Origin of the sequence: Paraperibacillus esterisolvens, assembly GCF_046237625.1 — a bacterium.
Lineage (GTDB): Bacteria > Bacillota > Bacilli > Bacillales > DSM-1321 > Paraperibacillus > Paraperibacillus esterisolvens.
On the sequence record NZ_CP143545.1, the window covers coordinates 3,513,339 to 3,529,999 of the forward strand.

Below are 16,661 nucleotides of genomic sequence, written 5' to 3' on the forward strand. Positions count from 1 at the left end.
TGCACATATATATGGCTTTCTGCTGCCAGATGTGATCAACATTTATCCTGCCGGCTTTCCTGGCTTTGGCATTACTCCGCTCTGCCGCATGTTCCTTTCCTGTAAGGGCTGCGAGCAGAAGACTGACGTTTGTTTTATGCAAGCAATTCAAACACGCCTGCTGCTCCCATTCCGCCGCCTATGCACATCGTGACAACCCCGAACTGCTGATTCTGCCGCTTCATTTCATGGATGAGCGACAGTGTCAGCTTTGCTCCGGTGCAGCCCAGCGGATGGCCGAGGGCAATCGCTCCGCCGTTCACATTGACACGGTCAATGTCCAGTCCCAATTCCCTGATGATCTGGATTGACTGGGAGGCAAAGGCCTCATTCAATTCAAACAGGCCGATATCCGAAATTTCCAGGCCTGCAAGCTTCAGCGCTTTAGGTATTGCCGCAATTGGACCAATCCCCATCACCTCGGGCGGCACGCCTGCCACTGCGAAGGACCTGAATTTAGCCATTGGCTGAAGCCCCAGGGAACCTGCCTTCTCACGGTCCATCACCATTACCGCGGCAGCCCCGTCACTTGTCTGGGAGGCGTTTCCTGCTGTGACTGTTCCCCTTACGTTAAAGGCCGGCCGCAGCTTTGACAGGATTTCTGTTGTAGTGCCTTCCCTTACTCCTTCATCCTCTGAAAATAAAACCTGCTTCTCTTTTAATTTATTGTCTGACCCAACATGGCGGATGGTCACGTCTACCGGGACAATTTCATCCTGGAATTTCCCTTCCCTTATAGCCCTGGCTGCATTTGTATGGCTTCTTACAGCAAATTCGTCTTGATCTTCACGGCTGATGCCATATTTCTTTGCCACTTCCTCGGCTGTATGGCCCATGCCCATATAGTATGCGGGCGCAGTCTCCGCTAGCTGGACGTTCGGCCTGGTCACATGGCCCATCATCGGCACAAGACTCATTGATTCAGCTCCGCCCGCTATGACGGTATCAGAATGTCCGAGCATAATTCTTTCCGCACCATATGCGATTGTCTGGAGGCCGCTCGAACAATAGCGGTTGATCGTGACAGCCGGCACGGTATGGGGAAGCCCTGCGAGCGCCCCGATATTTCTTGCCATATTCAGGCCCTGCTCTGCTTCCGGCATGGCACAGCCGATGATAAGATCATCAATATTGCCTTCATAATCCCCTGCCCGCTTCAACGTCTCCTTGACAACCAGGGCACCAAGGTCATCCGGCCGCACATGTGCCAGTGTCCCCTTTTTTGCTTTTCCAACCGGCGTCCTCGCACCGGCTACGATTACTGCTTCCCTCATGAGAATCCTCCCCCTGTTCGTGTTTCTGTATCGTTACAAAACCGCCTTCAGTTGCGGAGCGGCTTTCCCTTCAAGAGCATATGCTGCATCCTCTGCTGGGACTTCCCTTCAGCAACAAGGGCAAGAAAAGCTTCCCGTTCAAGGTCAAGCAGATACTGTTCATCAACTTCTGTACCAAATGGCACCTTTCCTCCTGCCAGCACATATGCCAGCTTTTTCGCGATCTTCAAGTCATGCCCCGAAATATAGCCTGAAAGGTGCATCGCATTGGCACCCAGGAGCAGGGCGGCATATCCTGTTTCCCCCACAACCGGCACCTTCTTGCGGACCGGTGCCTGATAGCCTGCTTCACTCAGGGCCAGCACAGACCGCTTAGCGTCGTGCAGGAGGTGATCCGGGTTCATGCTGATGCTATCTTCTTCACGAAGGAAGTTATTTTCCCGGGCTTCGGCGGCAGAAGTGGAGACCTTTGCCATCGCTATCGTTTCAAAGACTTTATTGGCTACCTTTTGCAGGTCAAACTCCACACCCTTTGGCATGTTCTCCAGATGCTTCAGGTACAGCTCTTTATTTCCGCCGCCGCCCGGAATCAGGCCGACCCCTGCTTCTACAAGTCCCATATATGTTTCCGAAGAAGCCTGGATCCTTGCGGCAGGCAGGCAGACTTCCGCCCCTCCTCCGAGGGTCATGCCGAAAGGAGCTGCGACCACTGGTTTGCTGCTGTATTTAATCTTCATCATCGCCTGCTGGAAGTGCCGTACTACCATATCCAGTTCATAAATATTGTCATCCTGTGCCTCCATTAAAATCATGGCCAGGTTCGCTCCCACGCAGAAATTTTTGCCCCGATTCCCTATTACGAGTCCTTTAAAATTCCGCTCTGTTTCTTCAACGGCAAAATTAATCATCTGTGTGATATCCAGTCCGATGGCATTGTTTTGTGAATGGAATTCCAGCAGTGCCACCCCATCGCCCATATCAATCAGGCTTGCTCCGCTGTTCTTCTTGATGACTCCGTTTTGCTTTTTCAGCTTTTTCAAATCTATATTTTTGGGATTCACAATCAGTCTCTGATAATCACCCTTGTTAAAGAAAGAAACATCTCCGTCTTCCTCTTTATAGAACGTGCCTGTACCGCCCTCTGCGAGTTCCTTCACCCAGGCCGGGACAGTCCTTCCTTCCTGCTCCATTTTTCCGATGGATCGTTCAAGGCCGATGGCGTCCCATACTTCGAATGGACCCTTATCCCAGCCAAAGCCCCATTTCATGGCCTGGTCGATGGCGGCAATATCATCCGCGATCGTGCCGGCAAGCTCTGCGGAATAAATGAGAACAGGACTGATAATATTCCAGAGCAGCTCTCCTGCCCGGTCATCGGAGTATACAAGCGCTTTCAATTTTGCCGCTGAGCCTTTTTCCTGCCTGCTCATTTCAGTGGCCGCTGTTTTCAGTTTTTTGCGGGGCACATATTCCATGGTTTCATAATCCAGCTCAAGGATATCCTTCCCCTGCTTCAGGAAGAATCCCTGTCCTGATTTGCTTCCGTACCAGCCATTATCAAGCATTCTTTCAACAAATGGGGGTAGCTTAAAAACTTCTTTTTCTTCTCCATCCACCTGTTCATACACATTCTTTGCGACATGGGCGAACGTATCGAGACCAACAACATCCAATGTCCTGAAGGTCGCACTCTTTGGCCGGCCGATCATCGGACCGGTAATGGAATCCACCTCGCCGACGCTGTAGCCGCCTTTTTGCATTTCCCTCACTGTTACCAGCAGCCCATATGTTCCAATCCGGTTGGCGATGAAATTTGGGGTGTCCTTCGCTTCTACAACGCCCTTGCCAAGGACATCTTCGCCGAATTCCTTCATGAATGCCAGGACACCTTCATCAGTGGATGTAGTCGGGATAACCTCCAGCAATTTCAAATAACGCGGCGGGTTGAAGAAATGTGTTCCGAGGAAGTGTTTCTTGAAGTCATCACTTCTGCCTTCCGCCATGGCTTCAACGGAGATGCCTGACGTATTGGAGCTGACGATGCTTCCTTCCCTGCGATATGTGTCCACCTGCTGAAATACTTTTTTCTTGATCTCAAGGTTTTCAACCACCACCTCGATGATCCAGTCCACTTCAGCCAGCCGCGGCATATCGTCATCAAAATTCCCTGCTTCAATCAGATTTAAATTACTCTTTGAAGTCAGCGGAGCGGGCTTTTGTTTTAATAATTTCTGAAGCGCTGTGCTGCTGATGCGGTTCTTTACTGCTTTATCCTCCAGCGTAAGGCCTTTTTTTGACTCCTGCTCTGTCAGTTCCTTTGGAGCAATATCCAGGAGCAATGTCGGGATTCCTATGTTGGCCAGATGGGCCGCGATGCCGGAGCCCATTACGCCTGAACCCAGGACGGCTGCTTTTCTTATTTGAAGATCCAAAGCAATTTCCCCCTTTATATCCAATGGTCCAGTTATTTGAATGAATACTCATTCATTTTTTGTCCAAAAAAATTTGGGTGCTGAACACATTTTCCTTGTTGTTATAAATATAAAATATTTCTGACAATTTATCAACTGCGAACGGGCAGTTTCTTTATTTTTTCTTTTATGGACTTTGGATATGGGGCAACCTAGCATAAGGGGGTGAGAAAGAATGGCTAAGGTGAAAAAGAATCCTTCCAAGGCAGGCGTGAGTGCTGCCAGTGTAAAAGGGAATGCGGGGCCGACGGTCGAGATGGCCGATCATAACAAGAAAACAAAAAATTGACGCCGGTTTTAAAGCATATTATACTCACAAACCTTACAGAAAAAAACCTAGTCAAGACCAGGAACGAGTATAATGGGGCGGTTGGAGCGGAGTAAGGCGAAAGCAGGAATGCCGTCAAGGTTAATGATGTTCACCTGGCTGCAGGAAGCCTTATGATCGATGCAGCTGCCTCCCCTTTCCACAAAAAAACTGACAGACCTGAGCATGCCCAGCCTGTCAGGTTCCTGGTTTATTCTTTTGATTCCGATGCTTTTCGTTTAGTTCTTTGATTTCAGAAATCAATGTGATCATTTCCGCCTTACCCACTGGATAAAGTTCATTCCAGTGTCTGACCAGTGCCGGCATTGATTTAGAAATATGGGTATACAGAGCCCACGCCTTTACCTTCTCCTGCAAAGCCGGATCATCACTTCCAAGCAGAAGCTCTGTGTATTTTGCGAGCAGCGCATCCAGCTGCCCCTCAAATTCACTCATTATAAGCCCTCCTTTTTTGTTCTTACAGGCATTTATAATGCGGGCAGGTCATGCATCTCCTGCCTCATCTACGGCCGGCCCTCTCCTTCTAATGAAACAAAGCGTCAGGTTTTAAGCATGAGCCGGTGAAGCCAGCCTGATTCACGGTCATCTGTCTCAATTATGACATACTCAATGGAAAGATCCAGGGTTTTCCTGAAAATCTCAATGGTTCGTTTTTTATGCCGGGTGATGTCCGGATTTATCATAAGGACTCATTTTCAGGGGTGGTCCTTGGCCAGGTCTGCTTTGCCAGGGCTGAAGGACAGGGTGCCAATGACTTTGCCAAAAAGAATGTGACAAAAGAACGGATCCCTGCCATGGACGGAGATTTGATTTTTTACTTTACATATGAAGAAGGCGGCGGCGAGGCAACCGAGCTGGTGAATGAGTGGCTGAAGGATCCTCTTTTCAAAAACCTGAATGCAGCTAAAGCGGCAATGTCCATAAAGTGGACGACGCCATCTGGAATACAGCCGGAGGGATCTTGGCCGCAAACCAAATGCTTGATGATCTGAAAGGATTTTTCTCAGCAAAATAATACAAAGAGGCCGGGCCGATAAGTGCCTGGGCTTTTTTTTGTGGATTCCCCCCTCTGCCCCGGCAAAGTATCCTGGAGCAAAACAGCTTATTTCCATCCTAATCATTAGAAAAATGCAGGGCTATCCTGATAGAATAAAAAAAAGGAGGAGAGGCATTGAGAAATTTACAGAACTGGCTTGATTCAGCAATGACCCGGGAAGAATACATCAGCAGTATGACAGTGCACCGAGAAAATCTGGAGAAGGTATATCAAGGATTTACACTGAATGAAGCGGACCTGGTCCAATTAGAAAAAATCAGAGAACAAAAGCTTCAGTCCGTCATTCTTACAGCTGACTGGTGCGGGGATGCCATGGTGAACCTTCCGATATTCATGCATATCGCCGACGCTGCCGGAATTCAGGAACGATACCTGATCCGGGATGAAAACCTTGAATTGATGGACCAGTATTTGACTAATGGAAAATCACGCTCCATCCCCATTATAATCTGGGTGCGCCCGGATGGAACAGAGGCAGGGAAATGGGGGCCGCGCGCACCCGAAGCGGAGGAACAGGTCACTGAATTGAAAAAAGACCTCCCCGGAAAGGATGACCCTTCCTACGAAGCTGCCTTTAAGTTATTCGCATCAAACCTGAGTGCCCAATTCACTGAAAACAAGTCCCTGTGGAAAGCAATCAGCGAGGATATGATTTCCGCCCTCCTGGCTGCGGCAGAAAATAAGAAATAATCTTTCACCAGCTGCGTTTAACCAGCCTCATAACTTGGTATATAGTATCTAGCAGACCCGCCCGGCCCAGGGCGGGTCACGATTATAACCAAGGAAAGGCTGATCAACCGATGGTGGAAGTAACCGTTACACTAGAATATAAAGGAAAAAATTATATGACGAATGTCCTTGTAAGCAGCGGCGCTCAGGAAGAGGAAATATTCCGTACCGCACTGAATCAGGTCAAAGATCAATGGAGTCCTGAAGACAGCTTCTTATATTAGATATTCAAAAGCCCTGCCTCCTAAGAGTCAGGGCTCTTCATTCTGGAATTAAAATAGTTCATAAATCGTACATTATTTTCCATTTAATAGTCTCTCAATTTGTTATAAAATAGGTTTTACGGAAAATTTATCCCTTGAAAGTAAAAACATAAAAAAGGAAGTAGTTCATGAAAAGATTATTACCGCTTGCATCAGTATTAGCGGCAGCTTTAATGCTGTCCAGCTGTGGCACCTCAGCCAATAATGAAGCAGCATCAGATAAGCAGGAGACCAAACAGGAAAGCCAGAATAAATCAGAAAGCCCAGAAAAGAACGCAAGCCCTTCGAATGAAGTGAAAGATTCCAGGGCGAAAGAGGATACCGGTAAACAAAGTATAGAAAAAGAAGAGACGGTCAAGGAAGCTCTCGAGGCGCCTAAGGCAGAGGAAAAAAAGCCCTCCGTGCCGGACTCACCAGCAATTGAAAAAAAACAGGAGCCCGCTGAGCAAAAGGAGAAAGCACCTTCTGCCCCCGCCTCAAAGCCGGCCGAAAAACCCAGGTCCAATGCACCTGTAAAACCGGCTGCACCTGCAGCCCCCGCTTCCCCGCCCAAGGAAGATATTAAGGTTACAGCGCAGCCCGATGCCATCCCTGTTCTGATCAATAAACAAAATAAGCTCCCGGACAATTATGCACCGTCAGATCTGGTATATACAAAAGTTCCCTTCATCTTTGCCGAGAAACTTGAGAAAAAGAAGATGAGAAAAGAAGCGTCCGATGCACTGAACAGGCTGTTTGCCGGAGCAAAAGCGGACAATATCAAGCTTCTCGGGGTATCTGCCTATCGTTCCTACGCCACCCAGACAGCCTTGTTCAATGCTTATGTCAAGAAAGATGGCTATGAAAAGGCGAGCACATACAGCGCTGTTCCAGGAACCAGTGAACATCAGACAGGGCTTTCCATTGACGTGACAGGCGGCAGCGGCGCTTGTCCGGCCGAATCTTGTTTTGGCGCTACAAAAGAAGCAAAGTGGCTGAAGGCGCATGCTGCGGAATATGGATTCATCATCCGTTATCCAGAGGGCAAGAGTTCCATAACCGGCTATAAATATGAACCATGGCACCTTAGATATGTCGGTAAATCGATGGCCTCTGAAATCATGAGCCGCGGAATTACCCTTGAAGAATATTTGAATGCCGTACCAGTCAGCAAATAATGAAAAAAAGAGACTGTCCGTGTGTGGGACAGTCTCTTTTTTTATTCAACATCGATGATGGTATCTCTGTCTTTATGAAGCCTGTAGAGCCTGTAGGTATGGCTGACAATCACCTTCAGGACAGCATAAAATGGAACCGCTAGAATCATTCCCAGCAGTCCGGCCATGCTGCCGGCAACCAGCAATAATAGGATGATGGTGAGCGGATGGATATCCAGCCTCTTCCCCATGATATATGGAGATGATAGATTTCCATCGATCTGCTGGACTACAATTGCTACGATCACTACTTTTAACGCCATGAACGGAGAGACGATGAAGCCGATGATCAAAGCAGGGATGATCGCAATGAATGGACCGATAAAAGGGATGACATTTGTCAGCATGGCAATTGCGGCAAGGATGAGGGAATAGTCTATCCCGATGATCAGATAGCCGATATACATCATGACCCCTACGATCACACTTACCAATGCCTGGCCCTGGATATAGGCGCTGAGGGCGTTGTCCATATCCTTCATGATCTTCTTGGCTTCTTTTGCCTGAAGATAAGGAAGGAAGCGCAGCACTCCGTTGGGTGCCCCCTGCCCGTCCTTTAATAAATAAAAAACGATAAAGGGCACGGTTACCGCAACAGTAGCTATGCTTGTAATGATTCCCAGGATGTTCGTAATCCTGTTTCCAAGATTGGATACATTCGTGCTGGCAAAATCATTCAGCTTCGCCGTCACTTGATCAAGTGTTACATAATCGTTCTCCTCAAACCTTGAGAACCACTTTGTCTCCCTAAGCCCGATGATCTTCTGTCTCAATGTATCCAGCAGTTTCGGGAAGTTGTCGATAAATCCCTTAAACTGCTGCTGGAGCTCAGGTCCGATCCAGACCATGAGTACGGCCCCAAGTCCGATAAATAATAAATAAATCAACAGAATTGATAGTGCCCTCGGCACCTTCCTTCTTTGCAGGAAAACAACGATCGGGCGCAGCAGATAATAAATCACCCCTGAGATCAGGAACGGGATGAAGAGTGTCTGGAATAATACTTGTACCGGCCTGAAAATGAACGATACCTTTGTGCTTAAATAAATGATCACCAGCAATATGATGATTCCATAGCCCAGCCGGAAATACTTTGAATTTGGCAAATTCTCACCTCTCGAAAAAAATAACTAAGATTATTATACTTGATATTTTTCTATAACACAGCTTTTTACCAATGAGCAGGCTTTATAAACCCAAAAAGGAAAAACCCGGCAAAAGGCCGGGTTCCTATGTTTCTGTGGAAAACATATATTTTTTGTAATGGTACCGGATACTGAAGATGATTCCGATGGCCAGGAAGTTCCCCATGAGTGAGCTTCCCCCATAGCTGATGAACGGAAGAGGAATCCCGGTGATCGGCAGGACACCGATTGTCATGCCGACGTTCTGGAATACATGGAAGGTGATCATGCTGATGACACCAACGCATATATAGGTGTAATAATTGTTCTTCGAGTCCATCCCTATTTTGGTGATGTGGTAAATCAGCAGAAACAGGAGTGAGATTACAATGCTAGACCCCACAAAACCGAATTCTTCGCCGATGACGCTGAAAATGAAGTCAGAATGACTCTCCGGAAGATAGACTTCCCTTCGGCCAAATCCTTTCCCGCCAGTTTCCCCTGACCCTATGGCCAGAAGCGACCGGGTAAGCTGAAATCCGGCTGAGCTTTGGTAGTTATATGGATCGATCCAGGAATAAATACGCCCGAACTGGTACTGCTTGACTCCGAGGTACTTTTCCAAAATTTCCGGATGCCAGATTACAAAATAAAAGATCACGGATATCAAGGTGACTCCCCCAGAGAAGATGGGGAGCAGTATTTTCCAGGAGACTCCGGAAATAAAAATCATTCCCAGCAGGATAGCGAGGAACACAAGAGATGTCCCAAGATCCGGCTGCTGCATGACAAGGGCAAGCGGCAGGAAGGTGACTCCGCACAGTTTGCAAAGAAGCCAGATGTCTGTCTTGACCGTCTTGATCCGGTTCTTTGCATGGTGATTCGTGATGACCGTGGCAAGTGCCAGGATAATGAATACTTTCACAAGCTCAGAAGGCTGGAGCGACCCGACCCCGGGCAGGACAAACCAGCTTTTTGCCCCATTTCTTACTGGTGCAAGACTGGCTGGCGCCACTATGATCAACAGCAGGAGGGCTATGCCAAAGCCATAGGCATACCAGGAAAGCTTTTTTAATTGATCAGAATCAAGCGTAATGACTCCAAAAACGATTCCGCAGCCGACTGTATACCAAAAAATTTGCTTGAGCACAAAATTTTCGCCATACTGTCCGGTTGTCTGTGCACTATAGATCGCTATGATGCTTGCCGAAAACAATAGAAATATAATAAACGCCAACCCAAAATCTATGCGTGTAGAAATATTTTTTTGCGATTGCATTTGTACTCCCCTTTTAATAAAACCCATAGCTATTTCCATAAATCAAGAAAAGGACCTGTACGTTTTCGATCCCGATATACATAAGTTCAAATGTGTAAAAGAACACTTTATCATTATACTTTAACAAAAGAAAATCACAATATCCAAACATGTGATGGAGATAATTAGAAAAGACTGTGAATGTTACAGAATCCGTACTTTTTTACTATTTATATTGCACCAGGGATATACAGGGAAGCCCGCTGGTTATATATGGTCATTTCAAAAGGTCCTTGCAATTTGGCTATAACTCTTTTATACTACAAGACAGATTCCTAATTTAATAAATCCTCATACACCGATTAAGTAGAGGTTGCAGCTTTCAAAAGTAACGCACACGAGATAAGGAGATATCGCTGACTGTGCACGAAAGGGGGAGCTGCCGAAGTCCGCCCGCATCCCTTTGCTGGCTGGCTGGGGCTGTCGCCGAACAGGTACAGCACTGTCACGTTTCACATAAAACGTGGGGAGCTAATCATCGGAAGGTTTGATTCGGACAATACATAAGCCGTCGATCCTTCGACGGCTTTTTCTATTTTCTGCTCCTTCCAAATCCAACGAAAAGGAGAAATATATCTTGAGCACACTAAGAAAAGATACCACATCAGAAACATCATCTCCCCCTGCACAATTGAAAAGGAGCCTGAAGGCGCGGCATCTCACCATGATTTCCCTCGGCGGCACGATTGGCACCGGCCTTTTCCTCGCAAGCGGAGGAGCTGTCCACAATGCCGGCCCGGGCGGGGCACTTGCAGCCTATGCCGCTATAGGAATCATGGTTTACTTCCTGATGACAGGGCTTGCCGAAATGGCTGCCTATATGCCTGTAGCAGGTTCCTTCAGGGTTTATTCCGCCAAATTCGTCGATCCTGCATTCGGATTCGCCATGGGCTGGAACTACTGGTATAACTGGGCCATCACCATCGCTGCCGAGCTTGCCGCTGTCACGCTGATCATGAAATTCTGGTTTCCTGACACTCCATCCCTGATATGGAGCGGCCTGTGCCTTGCCATTATGTTCTTGTTAAATTACATGTCCGTTAAAGGCTTCGGGGAAGCCGAATTCTGGTTCTCCCTGATTAAAGTGATAACAGTTATCGTATTCATCATCGTAGGATTTATGATGGTAGTTGGAATCATGGGCGGCGATGCTGTCGGATTCACAAATTTTACTGTCGATGATGCACCATTCAATGGCGGCTTCATGGCCATCCTCGGCATCTTCATGGCAGCCGGATTCTCATTCCAGGGAACCGAACTGCTGGGTGTTGCAGCCGGCGAAAGTGAAAATCCCGAACGCAACATCCCGAGAGCCATCAAGTCTGTATTCTGGAGAATTTTATTATTTTACATCCTTGCCATTTTTGTGATCGGTCTGCTGATTCCTTATACGAATGACAGCCTGCTGAGCGACAGTGTAGCGGTCAGCCCCTTCACCCTGGTCTTTGAGCGCGCAGGCATTGCCTTCGCTGCTTCTGTCATGAACGCCATCATTCTGACAGCCGTGCTGTCAGCCGGAAACTCCGGTATGTATGCTTCTGCCAGGATGCTGTGGGATCTTGCTCGTGAAGGCCATGCCCCTAAATTCCTGGGCCGGCTGGATTCCCGCGGGGTGCCGGTGTATGCATTGATCGCCACTGCCCTCGTAGGAACCATTGCCTTCCTAAGCTCCTTTTTCGGAGAAGGGACCGTATATATCTGGCTCTTAAATGCGTCAGGCATGTCAGGCTTCATTGCATGGGTCGGCATAGCAGTCAGCCATTACCGCTTCAGAAGGGCGTTCAACGTCCAGGGCAGAAGTCTGGATGAACTTCCCTACCGCGCAAAATGGTTCCCATTTGGTCCGCTTTTCGCCTTCGGCCTCTGCGTTATTGTCATTCTGGGGCAGAATTACGGAGCTTTCACCGGCGACTCCATAGACTGGAAGGGAGTCCTTGTTTCCTACATCGGCCTGCCGCTGTTTTTAGTATTGTGGCTCGGCTATAAATTCAAGAAGAAAACTAAGGTCATTCCGCTTGAGCAATGCGATCTTTCCAAGACTGAATAAAACTAAAAAGAACAGCACACCGGCCGTGTGCTGTTCTTTTTTATGTTTGTTTTTTATGATTTTCCCGGACTGACGTCACAGTCTGTCAATTTCACCACTTTTGTCCTCTTGATGAACTTATAGCCAAGCCAGAGGATAAAGAACAGCGGCAGGCTTATATAAGATACCATAATGCCATACCAGTCGATCTCAGGGCCGGTGAAGGCTGAATAATTCTGTCCAAGAATGATGAACGCACATAGTGCAAAGGCAAACAGCGGACCAAACGGAAACAGTTTGGCACGGTAAGGAAGATCATTCAGATCCCTTCCCTGTGCGACATAGGCTTTCCTGAACCGGTAATGGCTGACCGCAATCCCGATCCAGGCGATGAAACCGGACAAGCCGGCAGCATTCAGAAGCCATGTATACACAACTCCATCCCCGAAGAGAGATGATAAAAAGGCCAGGCAGCCGACTAAAGCTGTAATGATCAGCGCGTTAAGAGGAATGCCCCTTTTTGTTACCTTCCCAAACCATTTGGGAGCCTGTCCTTCTTTGGCCATGTTCCACAGCATCCGGGCACAGGCATACATTCCTGAGTTCCCTGCTGACAGTAAAGCTGTCAGGATGATGGCATTCATGACTGAAGTCGCAAACGCAAACCCTGCTTTTTCAAATACCAATGTAAATGGACTTACCGTGATATCGTCGCTTGTTGCAAGTTCAGGCGTGGTATAGGGAATAATCAGACCGATGATGGCAATGGTCAAAATGTAAAACAAGAGAATTCTCCAGAATACCTGTTTGATGGCCTTCGGGACATGCTTCCTGGGGTTCTTGCTTTCACCTGCGGTCACTCCAAGGAGCTCAGTACCCTGGAAGGAAAAACCGGCAATCATGAAGATCCCGAGCACCGACATCAATCCGCCATTAACTGGAGCATCACCGGCTGTGAAGTTTTTAAAGCCGACAGCTTCGCCTCCCATGATCCCCAGGATCATCAGGAACCCAAATATAATGAAGATGATGATGGTGACCACTTTAATTAGCGAAAACCAGTATTCTGATTCTCCGAAGCTTTTAACCGAGAGGATGTTTAAAGTGAATAGGACAGCTAAACATAAGCCGCTCCATAATAGCGAGGGAGAGTCCGGGAACCAATATTTCATAACGAGCACGACGGCCGACAGTTCGGCTGCTATTGTGACCGCCCAGCTGTACCAATAATTCCAGCCCATTGCGAATCCAAGGGCTTCATCAACAAATTTTGTAGAATATACACTGAATGACCCTGCAACCGGCATGTATGCGGCAAGTTCTGCCAGGCTTGTCATCAGGAAAAACACCATGATTCCGACAAGCCCATATGCAAGCAATGCACCGCCAGGACCTGCTGTATGGACAGCATTCCCGCTCGCAAGGAACAGCCCGGTCCCAATTGTGCCTCCAAGTGAGATCATGGTGATATGCCTTGCTTTCAATTTTCTTTTTAATCCATCTTTTTGCTTAGTTTCCTTAATTGCTTTGCCAAGGCTCTTCACTTTTGCCCCTGGCACTCTTACTTCCGAATGTTCCATATCCTGCACCCCAAAGTCTATTTTGTGTAAAAGTTCTATCAGCTGATGATTATAAATACCTTCATTTCCCCCGCTTTAAACCTTCCAAAAACTGTCTAGACACTTACTAAGGGAGTTTCCTTGCTGATTTAGCAAGAAAAATTGGCATGTTTGACCACCCTAAAGGAAAGCCTAACAGCAACTACTGAATGAAAGGGTTGTTGAAACTTGGTATTGAAGAAAAAGCAAATAGATATTACAGAGAGTGTAATCGGAAAAATTGAAAACGGTGAAATGAACCTCTACTCCGGAAATGAGCATATAGGGAAACTGGAAGATACGGAAGACGGATTAACCTATAGATTAAATGAAGGATATGAAACGGATAACCGCAGCATCTATCATCTTGCAGATGTAACTGAAAATCCAGATATGAAGTATACGGACTGCGACCAGGGCGGCTGGTGCTAAAAATTCCTGCTAAATAAAAGGAACAGCCCTGATCATTAAAGGCTGTTCCTTTTTCTTGTAAGCTGTTTTCGTATATTTTCTGGCTATCCAGCAAAAAGTGACAGGACTCATCCAAAAAACAGACATCTTTTAAGAAAGCGGTAAAGCCATTTCTGCTTTAATCCACCCTCTTACACTATTGATAAACCAGATTTCATCTGCATCCTTAAGCACTGATTTATGCAGGATGCGTTCCTCTATCCTGCCCTCATCAATCAGGCTCTGCCGGAGAGTTCCAGCCAGAAGCCCGGAGCTGATCGCAGGGGTATACAGTCCTCCAGCCATTTTGATCACCAGATTTCCTTGAGTGAATTCTGTCAATTCGCCTCGTTCATTCCAAAGGAGAACGTCATATTCATCCTTCAATTCAGCCCTGAAATCATTGTATACAGAGCGATTGGTGGTCTTATGGTATAAGAACGTATTGTCTGATGAGACCGGCCCATCCGCAAGCTTGATTTTTACATTGTCAGGACTATCCCCTATCGGGATGCCTTCTACTGAAACACTGCCTGCGGAGGATAGAAGGCAGCGTACTTTGAAATGGCCGTCAGGGGCTGACTGTGCATAAGCTTCCAATTTTCCGCCGATATGTTCTATATCTGCCGGATAGCTGAAATAAGCGGCAGATTCCATAATTCTCTTTAAATGGAGTTCCCTCAAGACGTATTCCCCGTCTTCCAATCTGAGGGATTCCAATAATTCGAAACTTTGCGGATTCTGGGTGAGAAGGCGGGCTTTTATATAAGCCTCACCGTATTCATCCCTCATTTCGGAGTCCCAGGTTATCCCTCCACCTGCACCGTACTCTGCTTCGCCACTTTCTGCATCTATGGCCACAGTCCGGATCGGCACATTGAATATAGCATTTCCGCCAGGTTCAATATAGCCGATAGCCCCGCAATATATCCCTCTTGCGGACTGTTCTGTTTCAGCGATGATTCCCATTGTACTGATTTTTGGTGCTCCTGTGATGGAGCCGCATGGAAACAGCGCCTTCATCACGTCTGTAATGCCAAGTCCTTTCTTCAGACCCGCTTTAATCTCTGAAGTCATCTGCCAGACTGTCGGGTATTTTTCAATAGCAAACAGTTCAGGAACCCGGACTGAACCGGCTTCTGCCACTGCCCCCAGATCGTTTCTGAGCAAATCGACAATCATCAGATTCTCTGCCCGATTCTTTTCAGACTCATAAAGCCATTTTGACTTTTGCCGGTCTTCAAGGAACGTCTTTCCCCTTGCCGCTGTGCCCTTCATTGGCCTGGCCGTAATTTCCCCGCCCTCCTGCCGGAAAAACAGCTCGGGTGAAGCAGAAAGGATGCGCCGCCTTCCAGTATTCAGATAAGCACTATAATTCGAATTTTGTGCTTTGGACAATCTCTTATAAAAAGCAAAATCATCGCCTGAAAACTGTGCCCGGAGCCTCATTGTAAAATTGACCTGATACGTGTTTCCTTCTTCTATTTGCTGCCTGATGTACTGGAAGCCTTTTTGGTACTCATCCTGTTCCATCTCCGCCTTCCATTCTGACACCTCGAACGGCTTTAAAGCGACATCGTTTTCCGGCAGCAGCTTTGATTTAAAAATGCCGAACCATAGGAGCGGCCCTTCCCCTTTTTTCACAATAAACGCTTGATCAAATGCCGGAGCGGCTTCATAAGCAAGATAGCCGGCTGCATACATTCCCTCAGCCGCATAGGTCTCTACAAGCCGCAGCTTATCCAGCACCTCTTCTTCACGGCTTGTCTCGATGATATCGATGGGATCTTTGAATAAGGCCGGATTCTTCCTGCCGTTTCCATCTGTGAATTCAAAAAGAAGATAAGGAACGCTCATCATTTCCCCCCCTGGCTGATGCTGCTGTTTCATTTAAACAAAAGAAATTCCTTAACAATTGATGGCCATGCTCACTCAAAATGGATTCCGGGTGGAACTGAAGGCCTTCGACTTTGTATTCACGGTGTCTGATTCCCATGATTTCACCGTCCCCAGACACTGAAGATATTTCCAGGCAGCCTGGAATCGATTCTCTTTCAACCGCCAGGGAGTGATAGCGGGTCACGGAAAAGGGACCTTCTATACCGCGGAAAACACCGCTTCCATCATGGCTGATTTCGGAAACCTTGCCATGCATGGGGCGGCCGGCCTTGATCACCTTGCCGCCAAAGGCCTGTGCGATAGCCTGATGCCCGAGACAGATTCCAATAATGGGGATGGATTTATGAAATTGGCGGATCACTTCGAGGCAGATCCCTGCATCATCTGGAGTGCCGGGTCCCGGCGACAGGAGGATAAACTCGGGATTCAGCCGTTCTATTTCTTCTATTGTTATTTCATCATTGCGCTTGATCAGAATGTCCTTCCCAATTTCAAGAACATATTGGTATAAGTTATAGGTAAAAGAATCATAGTTATCGATTAAAAGAATCAAAGGTGCCAACTCCTCTACTGATAAAATGCGGGGCAGCCCTATTTAAATTTAACAGACACCAGCTCTTATATAAAATATAAAAATTTAACAAAAATAGAGAATTATCAGCTTTTATCCCTTGTTTAAAATTGAGTTCCATGGTAGGATTTGTATGAATTGAATATTGTCTTATCAAGAGAGGCGGAGGGAATGGCCCTTTGAAGCCCGGCAACCACTGATTATGTCAGTAAGGTGCTAAATCCATCAGAACCATGTTCTGGCAGATAAGAGTGAAGCTACTTTCAAAACTTCTTCTTATCGAAGAGGTTTTTTTTATTGCCAAAAGAGGATGAGGGA

General features: G+C 47.1%; 14 protein-coding genes, 1 pseudogene and 2 riboswitches. Of the genes and pseudogenes, 7 read left to right on the top strand and 8 right to left on the bottom strand.

The features are described from left to right. Positions 1 to 134: 134 nt before the first annotated feature. Positions 135 to 1,313, bottom strand: a complete 1,179-nt coding sequence (locus tag V1501_RS17780) for an acetyl-CoA C-acetyltransferase (protein WP_409290196.1) — start codon at positions 1,311 to 1,313, stop codon at positions 135 to 137. 47 nt (positions 1,314 to 1,360) lie between these two features. Beyond that, positions 1,361 to 3,700, bottom strand: coding sequence for a 3-hydroxyacyl-CoA dehydrogenase/enoyl-CoA hydratase family protein (locus tag V1501_RS17785; protein ID WP_409293445.1), 2,340 nt, complete (start codon positions 3,698 to 3,700; stop codon positions 1,361 to 1,363). A gap of 259 nt (positions 3,701 to 3,959) precedes the next feature. On the opposite strand from V1501_RS17785, the gene V1501_RS17790 reads away from it, so the two are divergent. Next, complete coding sequence (locus tag V1501_RS17790) at positions 3,960 to 4,073, top strand: YuzL family protein (RefSeq protein ID WP_409290198.1); 114 nt, start codon at positions 3,960 to 3,962, stop codon at positions 4,071 to 4,073. 216 nt (positions 4,074 to 4,289) lie between these two features. Here the strand turns inward: V1501_RS17790 and V1501_RS17795 are convergent, their stop codons facing one another. Beyond that, positions 4,290 to 4,550 (bottom strand): DUF2573 family protein, encoded by a 261-nt coding sequence (locus tag V1501_RS17795; protein ID WP_409293446.1) that lies wholly within the window; start codon positions 4,548 to 4,550, stop codon positions 4,290 to 4,292. A gap of 192 nt (positions 4,551 to 4,742) precedes the next feature. On the opposite strand from V1501_RS17795, the pseudogene V1501_RS17800 reads away from it, so the two are divergent. The 4 genes and pseudogenes from V1501_RS17800 to V1501_RS17815 form a co-directional block, all read left to right on the top strand. Next, positions 4,743 to 5,127: pseudogene (locus V1501_RS17800) on the top strand (iron siderophore-binding protein); the annotation flags it as partial. Between the two features lie 156 nt (positions 5,128 to 5,283). Beyond that, the gene (locus tag V1501_RS17805) at positions 5,284 to 5,859 is read left to right on the top strand and encodes a thioredoxin family protein (RefSeq protein ID WP_409290200.1); all 576 of its coding nucleotides are present in this window, start codon (positions 5,284 to 5,286) and stop codon (positions 5,857 to 5,859) included. A gap of 110 nt (positions 5,860 to 5,969) precedes the next feature. After that, positions 5,970 to 6,122, top strand: coding sequence for a BA3454 family stress response protein (locus V1501_RS17810; protein ID WP_409290202.1), 153 nt, complete (start codon positions 5,970 to 5,972; stop codon positions 6,120 to 6,122). Between the two features lie 167 nt (positions 6,123 to 6,289). Further along, entirely contained in the window at positions 6,290 to 7,318 is a 1,029-nt protein-coding gene (locus V1501_RS17815; RefSeq protein ID WP_409290204.1) for a D-alanyl-D-alanine carboxypeptidase family protein, read from the top strand. A gap of 41 nt (positions 7,319 to 7,359) precedes the next feature. On the opposite strand, the gene V1501_RS17820 is transcribed toward V1501_RS17815, so the two are convergent. Beyond that, a complete protein-coding gene (locus tag V1501_RS17820; protein ID WP_409290206.1) occupies positions 7,360 to 8,463 on the bottom strand; it encodes an AI-2E family transporter in 1,104 nt (367 codons plus the stop codon). A 124-nt stretch (positions 8,464 to 8,587) separates the two neighbouring features. Further along, on the bottom strand, positions 8,588 to 9,760 hold the full coding sequence (locus V1501_RS17825; protein WP_409290208.1) for an FtsW/RodA/SpoVE family cell cycle protein: 1,173 nt from the start codon (positions 9,758 to 9,760) through the stop codon (positions 8,588 to 8,590). A 338-nt stretch (positions 9,761 to 10,098) separates the two neighbouring features. After that, positions 10,099 to 10,281, top strand: a riboswitch (Lysine riboswitch). A 95-nt stretch (positions 10,282 to 10,376) separates the two neighbouring features. Between V1501_RS17825 and V1501_RS17830 the strand changes: the two genes are divergently transcribed. Further along, positions 10,377 to 11,846 (top strand): amino acid permease, encoded by a 1,470-nt coding sequence (locus tag V1501_RS17830; protein WP_409290210.1) that lies wholly within the window; start codon positions 10,377 to 10,379, stop codon positions 11,844 to 11,846. 53 nt (positions 11,847 to 11,899) lie between these two features. Here V1501_RS17830 and V1501_RS17835 read toward each other — a convergent pair whose 3' ends face one another. After that, a complete protein-coding gene (locus V1501_RS17835) occupies positions 11,900 to 13,405 on the bottom strand; it encodes an amino acid permease (RefSeq protein ID WP_409290212.1) in 1,506 nt (501 codons plus the stop codon). 207 nt (positions 13,406 to 13,612) lie between these two features. Between V1501_RS17835 and V1501_RS17840 the strand changes: the two genes are divergently transcribed. Then, positions 13,613 to 13,855 (top strand): YusG family protein, encoded by a 243-nt coding sequence (locus tag V1501_RS17840; protein WP_409290214.1) that lies wholly within the window; start codon positions 13,613 to 13,615, stop codon positions 13,853 to 13,855. A 129-nt stretch (positions 13,856 to 13,984) separates the two neighbouring features. On the opposite strand, the gene pabB is transcribed toward V1501_RS17840, so the two are convergent. Beyond that, complete coding sequence (gene pabB, locus V1501_RS17845; RefSeq protein WP_409290216.1) at positions 13,985 to 15,733, bottom strand: aminodeoxychorismate synthase component I; 1,749 nt, start codon at positions 15,731 to 15,733, stop codon at positions 13,985 to 13,987. Next, positions 15,705 to 16,325, bottom strand: a complete 621-nt coding sequence (locus tag V1501_RS17850) for an anthranilate synthase component II (protein ID WP_409290218.1) — start codon at positions 16,323 to 16,325, stop codon at positions 15,705 to 15,707. The genes pabB and V1501_RS17850 overlap by 29 nt, the downstream gene beginning before the upstream one ends. A gap of 165 nt (positions 16,326 to 16,490) precedes the next feature. After that, positions 16,491 to 16,595, top strand: a riboswitch (SAM riboswitch). Positions 16,596 to 16,661 lie beyond the last annotated feature (66 nt).

What these genes read in the sequence shown, in the direction of transcription:
- V1501_RS17815 (WP_409290204.1), top strand. Translation starts at nt 6,290, where the DNA reads ATGAAAAGATTATTACCGCTTGCATCAGTATTAGCGGCAGCTTTAATG.
- pabB (WP_409290216.1), bottom strand. Translation starts at nt 15,733, where the DNA reads ATGATGAGCGTTCCTTATCTTCTTTTTGAATTCACAGATGGAAACGGC.
- V1501_RS17780 (WP_409290196.1), bottom strand. Translation starts at nt 1,313, where the DNA reads ATGAGGGAAGCAGTAATCGTAGCCGGTGCGAGGACGCCGGTTGGAAAA.
- V1501_RS17825 (WP_409290208.1), bottom strand. Translation starts at nt 9,760, where the DNA reads ATGCAATCGCAAAAAAATATTTCTACACGCATAGATTTTGGGTTGGCG.
- V1501_RS17785 (WP_409293445.1), bottom strand. Translation starts at nt 3,700, where the DNA reads ATGGGCTCCGGCATCGCGGCCCATCTGGCCAACATAGGAATCCCGACA.
- V1501_RS17790 (WP_409290198.1), top strand. Translation starts at nt 3,960, where the DNA reads ATGGCTAAGGTGAAAAAGAATCCTTCCAAGGCAGGCGTGAGTGCTGCC.
- V1501_RS17810 (WP_409290202.1), top strand. Translation starts at nt 5,970, where the DNA reads ATGGTGGAAGTAACCGTTACACTAGAATATAAAGGAAAAAATTATATG.
- V1501_RS17835 (WP_409290212.1), bottom strand. Translation starts at nt 13,405, where the DNA reads ATGGAACATTCGGAAGTAAGAGTGCCAGGGGCAAAAGTGAAGAGCCTT.